A 6,594-nucleotide genomic window follows, 5' to 3' on the forward strand; every position below is an offset into this window, starting at 1 on the left:
CCCCGTTCACCCCCGAGCGCCACACTTTTCAACCGCCAAGCGCTGCACAATTCAAGCGCCGTTTACACTCGCGGTCGATCGCGTCATGGTTTACGACGTAACGGAAAAGACTTACCCGAACGGGTGAAAATCGAGATGATCGTTTGCGACGAACTCTAGATCGCGAGTAGTGTAATTCGATCAGTGAGGCGTCGGCAAGATGCGCTCACTAAGAAGTTGGGAATAAAATCAAAATAGTCGCCGCCGCCCCGTCTGCCGGGGGGCGTGTCGACGCGCTGCTATCAGCGCTTCAGTGAAATCACCGGCGTCGACAGCGACCGATTGGTGGTGAAAGCCGGAACTTCAATCCCGACACTACTCTCCGTATTGAACTTGGCCGGTACCGTCTCCTTGCCCGACGTGTCCTTTTTGGAGACTTCGACGCGATAGAAGCCGACGCCGATTCCGGGCGGATCGGCTCCCGGCGAAGTCATTGTCACCCCTCCGGAGTCGTTGGACGTGCCCGTTCCCTCGACAACGGCGCCCAACATGAACTTCTCGGGGATGAATTTCACCTCGGCGGCATCCAGCGGTCGGCCATCGAGCAACAGTTGCGCGGTAAACATCTTCCGCGCGACGCCCCCCTCGGCGTAGCTCTGGATGCGAGCGGCGATTTCACCGGTGTCGAGCGCCTTGTCGCCATTGGTGTCCAACTCCGCGAGTGAGATCGCCAACGCCGGACATTTCGCCAAGTCGCCCGCATCAAGCTTGCCATCCTGATTGGCATCGTACTGTTCGAGCGCCGCGGCTGCCGAGCCGGCCGGATCAAACGAAGGCATCGGCGGCGGAGCGGGGCTGCCAAGGCAGCCGGAAAAAATGCACATTCCCGTGCCGAACAGGACGGAATACTGATTGCGAAACTTGGTCACCATCTCAAAAACCTTTCAAAATCCAACGAAAGACGATTCGGGCAAGACGCGACTACCGCGCCACATCTTCCATCTCTTCCACGATCAGCCCCGGGCGGGAGCTACGCAATGCCGCGGCCCCCTGCGCGGTGATCTTGGTGTTCGCGATATTTACGGAACTCAATCCGGGCATGGCCTTAAGAGATTCCACGCCGGCGTCCGTCACATCCGTGCCCGTAACCCTCAGCACCTGAAGGTTAGGCAAAGCCGTCAACGTCTGCAGGCCCTGGTCGGTAATTTTGGTGTAGGACAAGTCGATGGTATTCAGATTCGTCAGGCGCTTAAGATGCACCAAGCCGGCGTCGTCAATGCCCGTGCGGCTCGCGAATAATTTCTCCAAGCCACCCATTCCCGAAATGGGCGACAGTCCCGCTGAGGTCAGCTTCGAACTGCCATCGATGTGCAGGTTCAGCAGTTTCGACAAGCCGCCTACTACCGTCATCTGACTGTCGGTGACCTGGGCCCCGGCCAAGTTGCAGGTACTCAGGTACGAGAGGTCGCCGATCTTAACAAAGAGGGCGTCGTCGATGGGCTGCATCGAACTGAGCACCTCGATGTGCGCGCCGTTGGGCACCAAGATCACTCCCTGTTGTTCTAAGGCCGCCTTGGCGGCCTGCTCGGCCGCATTCGCGGCACTGCTTTGCATCCACCAAACGACGGCTGCTACGATGGCGAACAGCAAGACGCCGCCGGCAACCATGCCCCATGGCTTACTTCGCACGGTTGCGTTTCGATCCGGTTGTTCGGTCGAGCTCATTTTGAAGTCGTGCTCCGATGGTTCGCGGGCGGCCGAAACGTTTTGGCGTTAGCACTCGTCGCCAGTCTATCGATCGAGACCAACTCCTGGCGAGGAGTAAACGCCTGCAATCTTTGACTAACCAATTGATTGTAAACCGTGAGACCCTGACCGAAACACCCAGTGGCAAACTGGGAATTGCAGCCCTCAATGGCACACGCTTCGAATCGCGCAATATCCGCCAATATGGATATCGACCTCCTCGCGTTCGTACTTCCAAGCTGTATGCTGCCGTTGGGCTGGCCCGCCACGAAAATCTCCGCAATCCGCTGGACGCGCTGGAATCCGCGTGGAATAATAAGCGCCTCGTTCAGGTACGCATGTCATTGCGATCGCTAACAGATCAGATTCATTGATCGCCGGTTAGTGATACTCGTTGCTCTCATCGCCTCTCGAACTCGGTTCAAGAAAAAGGGGAAACCATGATCTCCCTGCCAAGGGCATTAGCGTCTTGCGCGCAAACGCGTCGGCGCCCCGCGTTTACGTTGGTGGAACTCCTGGTGGTGATCGCGATTATCGGCATTTTGATTGCCTTGTTGTTGCCCGCGCTCCAGGTGGCGCGTGAGTCAGCGCGCAGAGCGCAATGCATCAACAACCTGAAACAAATGGGACTTGCGTCACTGACACACGAGAATGCCCACAAACATTTTCCTTCAGGCGGCTGGGGCTGGATTTGGGTGGGGGACCCTGATATGGGGTTTGGCAAAGACCAGCCTGGTGGCTGGATTTACAACGTCCTTGGCTTTATGGAACAGAACGCGCTGCGAAAGTTGGGGGCGGGACTTCCCCCGGGCGGTCGCTCCGGACCAGGCAAGCGCGAGGCCTTGAAACAGTTGTGCTCAACGCCTATTCCGGCCTTCAATTGCCCTACGCGACGCCCCTCCGCCGTGTACTTCAATCAGTTCGTCGCGAACTTCGCGCGAAATGCAGATGGTCCGCTCACCGTTGCGCGTTCGGACTATGCCGCCAACTGTGGTGACCAACTTCGAGTCGAATGGGATGAAGGCCCTCCGGGAACGACGGAGGCCGCGAACGCCACTTATTGGACAGCCCACAACGCGGATACCATTGCAATTGCCGGCGGGCGCTCGGGCGGTACTACTCCCAATCAGAATTTGCATTCCGGGATTTGTTACCTGCGCAGCCGAGTGAAGATCAATCAAATTCGCGACGGGTCGAGCAATACATATCTCTTCGGAGAAAAATACCTCAACCAGGCGCAATATACGACGGGTCGCGATGCTGCCGACAACGAACACATGTACTGTGGCTACAACAACGACATTTATCGCTCCACCTACCCTGGCAACAATCCCAACATCGATGGCACGGACGCCTACCGCCCCCGACAGGACACGGCAGGGCTCGACGGCACTACCATTTTCGGCAGTGCTCACGTGGGCAGCTGGAACGTCGTTTTCTGCGACGGGTCTGCCCGCGGTATCAGCTACACGATCGCCGCTCCCACGCACGGTCGCTTGGGAAATCGTGACGATGGCAAGCTGAAGTACGGAACGAAGTACACCGTGCCCATGGGCGAGTATTGAATTATCGAATGCACATTCTAATCGAACGCGCATCCATCCATCCGGTTTTTCTTGCTATCCAACGTGACCATCGAATGCCGCTGAAGTTAAGGCGAAGCTGGCCCGACAAACCACTCGCTGCCGTGCCATCTTGATAGACCTCCTGATCGACCACCAACCCTCCCGGCCTTAGCTTATCAGGTGGTCCAGTTTTCGGGGTCCACTTCACCTTGGCCTGCTACTGAATTCCTGGTCCATCGCTTATGAAGGTCTTCAGCCCTCAGGGCAAGGAGACCATTTCGATGAGTGCGAAGCGACGGAAGCGGCATACGCCGGAGCAGATTGTGCGGAAGTTGCGTGACGCCGACGCGATGTTGAACGCCGGCAAGGATCAGGCTGCGGTGTTGCAATCGCTGGAGGTGAGCCAGACGACGTTTGATCGTTGGCGGAACCAGTATGGCGGGATGAAGTCGACGGAAGCCAAGCGGCTGAAGGAACTGGAAGACGAGAACAAGCGGCTCAAGGTAATCGTGGCCGACTTGACGCTCGACAACCGCATACTGAAGCACGTCGCGGAGGGAAATTGGTAAGCCCTTCGCGGAAGCGCGCGGCGGTCTTGGAGTTGCAAGCCGAGTTCCAAGTCTCCGAGCGAAGGGCGTGCCAGGTGTTGAATCAGTCGCGCAGCAGCCAACGATACACAGCGCAACCTCGCGACGACGAGGAGGGATTGGTGAAGCGAATGCGAGAGCTGGCCGCGGAACGACCGCGGTTCGGTTATCGGCGAATCGCGGCGCTGTTGCGCCGCGAAGGTTGGCGCGCGAGCACGTCGCGCGTGCTGAGGCTGTGGCGCCGCGAAGGGCTGAAAGTGCCGCAGAAACGCCGGAAAAAGCGGGCTTTAGGCGAGAGTGACCAGGCGTGTCACGTTGCGCGAGCGCGGCACATGAACGACGTCTGGTGTTGGGACTTCGTGTTCGATCGCACGACGAGCGGCGTCGCGCTCAAGTGGCTGTCGATCGTCGACGAGCACACGCGCGAATGCCTGACGCTCAAGGTCGATCGCGGCATCACGAGCGAAGATGTGATCGACACGCTCGCCGAGTTGTTCGCCATGCGCGGCGTGCCGCGCGCCATTCGCAGCGACAACGGACCGGAGTTCATCGCCGGGGCCATTCAGCGTTGGCTCGCGCAGGTCGACGTCGAAACGAAGTACATTGCGCCAGGCAGTCCGTGGCAGAATGGCTACGCGGAGAGTTTCCACAGCCGCCTGCGCGACGAGTTCTTGCAGTTGGAGTTGTTCGAGAGTTTGTCGGCGGCTCGTCGCCTGACGAGCGTTTGGAGAGACGATTACAACCACCACCGGCCGCACAGCTCGCTCGGGTATTTGACCCCCGGGGAGTTCGCGGCCCGCTGTGCTGCTTCCGCTCCGGGATGGTCCTCGACGCCGGCTGCGCCGTCGCCTCTGCCCAGCCCTCCGCTCCAGCAGCACAGCGGTCTTACCCCACCGTTACCTTCATAACGGGTGGCACAGGAATTTGTGGCTGGTCATGACCGCGGGGAGCTGTTTAGTTTTCGCGTAACGCTTGGACGATATTCGTGCGTGCGGCTTGCCAGGCCGGGATCACACCCGCGACTAGGCCCACCGAAATGGAAACCGCGAAGCCAGTGACGGCCAGATGTGGTGAAGGGCGGAAGCCAATCGCGACTCCTTCGGCGCCGATAGCGAGTCCGCCGAAGGCCAGGCCTACGAGTGCGAGCGACGTGCCAAGCAGTCCGCCGGCGGTGCAAAGGAGTACGCTTTCCGCGACCACCAGGCGGAACACTCGGGCTGGACGAACTCCGAGCGTTTGCAAGACGGCATGTTCTTTGACGCGATCTTGGACGGCCATCAACGTGGTCGTGGCGACTAACGACAGCACCAAACCGACGCAGGCGAAGCCGAGCCAATGGGCGAAGCCGATCAAATCCACCAGGTCCGCCAACGTGCTGACCTGAAACGCTCCTTTCGACCGTGTGGTGGTTGCCACGGGTCCGGAGCGTAACGCCGCATCAATCGCCTTTGCCACGGCGTCGGGATCGGCGGTTGGAGTCAGCGTGACCTCATGCTGCGTCACCAGGCCAGCCGTGTCGCCCCCCGCGGCAAGTTGAAGAAAATCGAGGTTTGTGTAGATCAAGTTTTCTTCGGCCGGCACCGGCGAAGAAAAAATGCCGGCTACTTGGACCGACATTTCTCCCACCGAAAACGGGGCTCCCACCGTCAGTCCGCGCCGCTGAGCGACGTTTTGTCCCACCAGCGCCCCGTCGCGCCGATTGGCGAACGATTGCCAGTCGCCGCCACTCAACACCAGTTGCGAACGATCTTGCAGGAGCGCCATTGAACACGATGATGTCTAGGCTAGCGCGGCAGTTGTTGGTCCAGACTTGGACCGGCATGACGTCGCGAACGCCTGGAATCTTGCGAATCTGTCCGGCGTAGTCGATGGGAAGTTTGCTGCTGGCTGGGCAGAAACGATTTTCTTGAAAGACAATCAAAGTCCGTTGCGATTGCTCGTCCTCGGTGAGGCGTTCCAGTCCTTGTTGCACCGATCCGACGAAACAGAACACGAACATCGCCACGGCCGCTCCTGACACCGTCAGCAAACTGCGCGCGCGATGCCGCCAGAGGCTCTTGAGGATGTAAGGCAGGAAGGAAAACATCACAATCGCTCGCAGCGGAGATGAAGCTATACCGACGTCGATGCCGCTGCTTCTACGACTCGCCCATCGTCGAGGCGGAGTTGCCGCGTCGCAAGCGACGCCACCCGTTCGTCGTGGGTGACGAGCAGCATCGTCATCCCCAGTTCCCGGTTGAGTCGCTTCAAGAGCACTTGAATCTGTTCACTGGATTTCGCGTCGAGGCTGCCAGTCGGCTCGTCGGCCACGACGATCGTCGGATTGGTCACGATGGCCCGCGCGATTCCTACCCGTTGCTCCTGCCCGCCTGATAGTTGACGAGGGTAGTGTTCGGCCCGGTCCATCAGCCCGACGGCCTCCAGGGCGATTTCCACTCGTTTTCGCCGCTCTGCCGCTGACATGGGCAGAAGCAATGTCGGAAGTTCCACGTTCTCGTAAGCGGTGAGCACGGGGATGAGATTATGGGTTTGGAAGATGTATCCCAGGTGCGCCGCTCGCCAGTCGGCGAGTTGTGCCCGGGTGAGCCTAGTGATCTCCACGCCGTCGACGACAATGGTGCCGGAATCGACTTTGTCGATGCCTGCGACGACATTGAGCAAGGTGCTTTTACCGGTTCCACTTGGACCCATCAGGGACACGAAATCACCGACTTCAA

At 59.3% G+C, this 6,594-nt stretch carries 6 protein-coding genes and 1 pseudogene; 3 read left to right on the plus strand and 4 right to left on the minus strand.

Features of this window, described 5'->3' with window-relative positions; genetic code table 11:
• Nucleotides 1-281: 281 nt before the first annotated feature.
• Together SGJ19_19905 and SGJ19_19910 are read right to left on the minus strand one after the other, a co-directional pair.
• A complete protein-coding gene (locus SGJ19_19905) occupies nucleotides 282-911 on the minus strand; it encodes a hypothetical protein (GenBank protein ID MDZ4782518.1) in 630 nt (209 codons plus the stop codon).
• Nucleotides 912-960: 49 nt separating this feature from the next.
• The gene (locus SGJ19_19910; protein MDZ4782519.1) at nucleotides 961-1,668 is read right to left on the minus strand and encodes a hypothetical protein; all 708 of its coding nucleotides are present in this window, start codon (nucleotides 1,666-1,668) and stop codon (nucleotides 961-963) included.
• 149 nt (nucleotides 1,669-1,817) lie between these two features.
• Here SGJ19_19910 and SGJ19_19915 point away from each other — a divergent pair, with 149 nt between their 5' ends.
• The 3 genes from SGJ19_19915 (at nucleotide 1,818) to SGJ19_19925 (ending at nucleotide 4,785) form a co-directional block, all read left to right on the plus strand.
• Nucleotides 1,818-2,099: a hypothetical protein gene (locus tag SGJ19_19915; GenBank protein ID MDZ4782520.1), complete on the plus strand. Its 282-nt coding sequence runs from the start codon at nucleotides 1,818-1,820 to the stop codon at nucleotides 2,097-2,099.
• A gap of 66 nt (nucleotides 2,100-2,165) precedes the next feature.
• Nucleotides 2,166-3,290 carry a DUF1559 domain-containing protein gene (locus SGJ19_19920; GenBank protein ID MDZ4782521.1) on the plus strand — a complete coding sequence of 375 codons (1,125 nt, stop codon included), beginning with the start codon at nucleotides 2,166-2,168 and terminating at the stop codon, nucleotides 3,288-3,290.
• Between the two features lie 281 nt (nucleotides 3,291-3,571).
• Nucleotides 3,572-4,785 (plus strand): IS3 family transposase gene (locus tag SGJ19_19925; GenBank protein ID MDZ4782522.1). Its coding sequence is split into 2 segments (ribosomal slippage): nucleotides 3,572-3,851 and nucleotides 3,851-4,785, totalling 1,215 coding nucleotides; the frame shifts between segments, so codons are not numbered across the junction.
• A 46-nt stretch (nucleotides 4,786-4,831) separates the two neighbouring features.
• Here SGJ19_19925 and SGJ19_19930 read toward each other — a convergent pair.
• Both SGJ19_19930 and SGJ19_19935 read right to left on the minus strand, forming a co-directional pair.
• A pseudogene (locus SGJ19_19930) lies at nucleotides 4,832-5,963 on the minus strand (ABC transporter permease).
• Nucleotides 5,964-5,989: 26 nt separating this feature from the next.
• Nucleotides 5,990-6,594 (minus strand): ABC transporter ATP-binding protein (locus SGJ19_19935; protein ID MDZ4782523.1); only part of this gene is annotated, 605 nt, incomplete at its 5' end.

This window comes from Planctomycetia bacterium, from assembly GCA_034440135.1.
GTDB lineage: Bacteria > Planctomycetota > Planctomycetia > Pirellulales > JALHLM01 > JALHLM01.

Excerpts from the sequence above, each read along its gene's own strand:
- SGJ19_19905 (MDZ4782518.1), bottom strand. The coding sequence starts at position 911 with ATGGTGACCAAGTTTCGCAATCAGTATTCCGTCCTGTTCGGCACGGGA.
- SGJ19_19920 (MDZ4782521.1), top strand. The coding sequence starts at position 2,166 with ATGATCTCCCTGCCAAGGGCATTAGCGTCTTGCGCGCAAACGCGTCGG.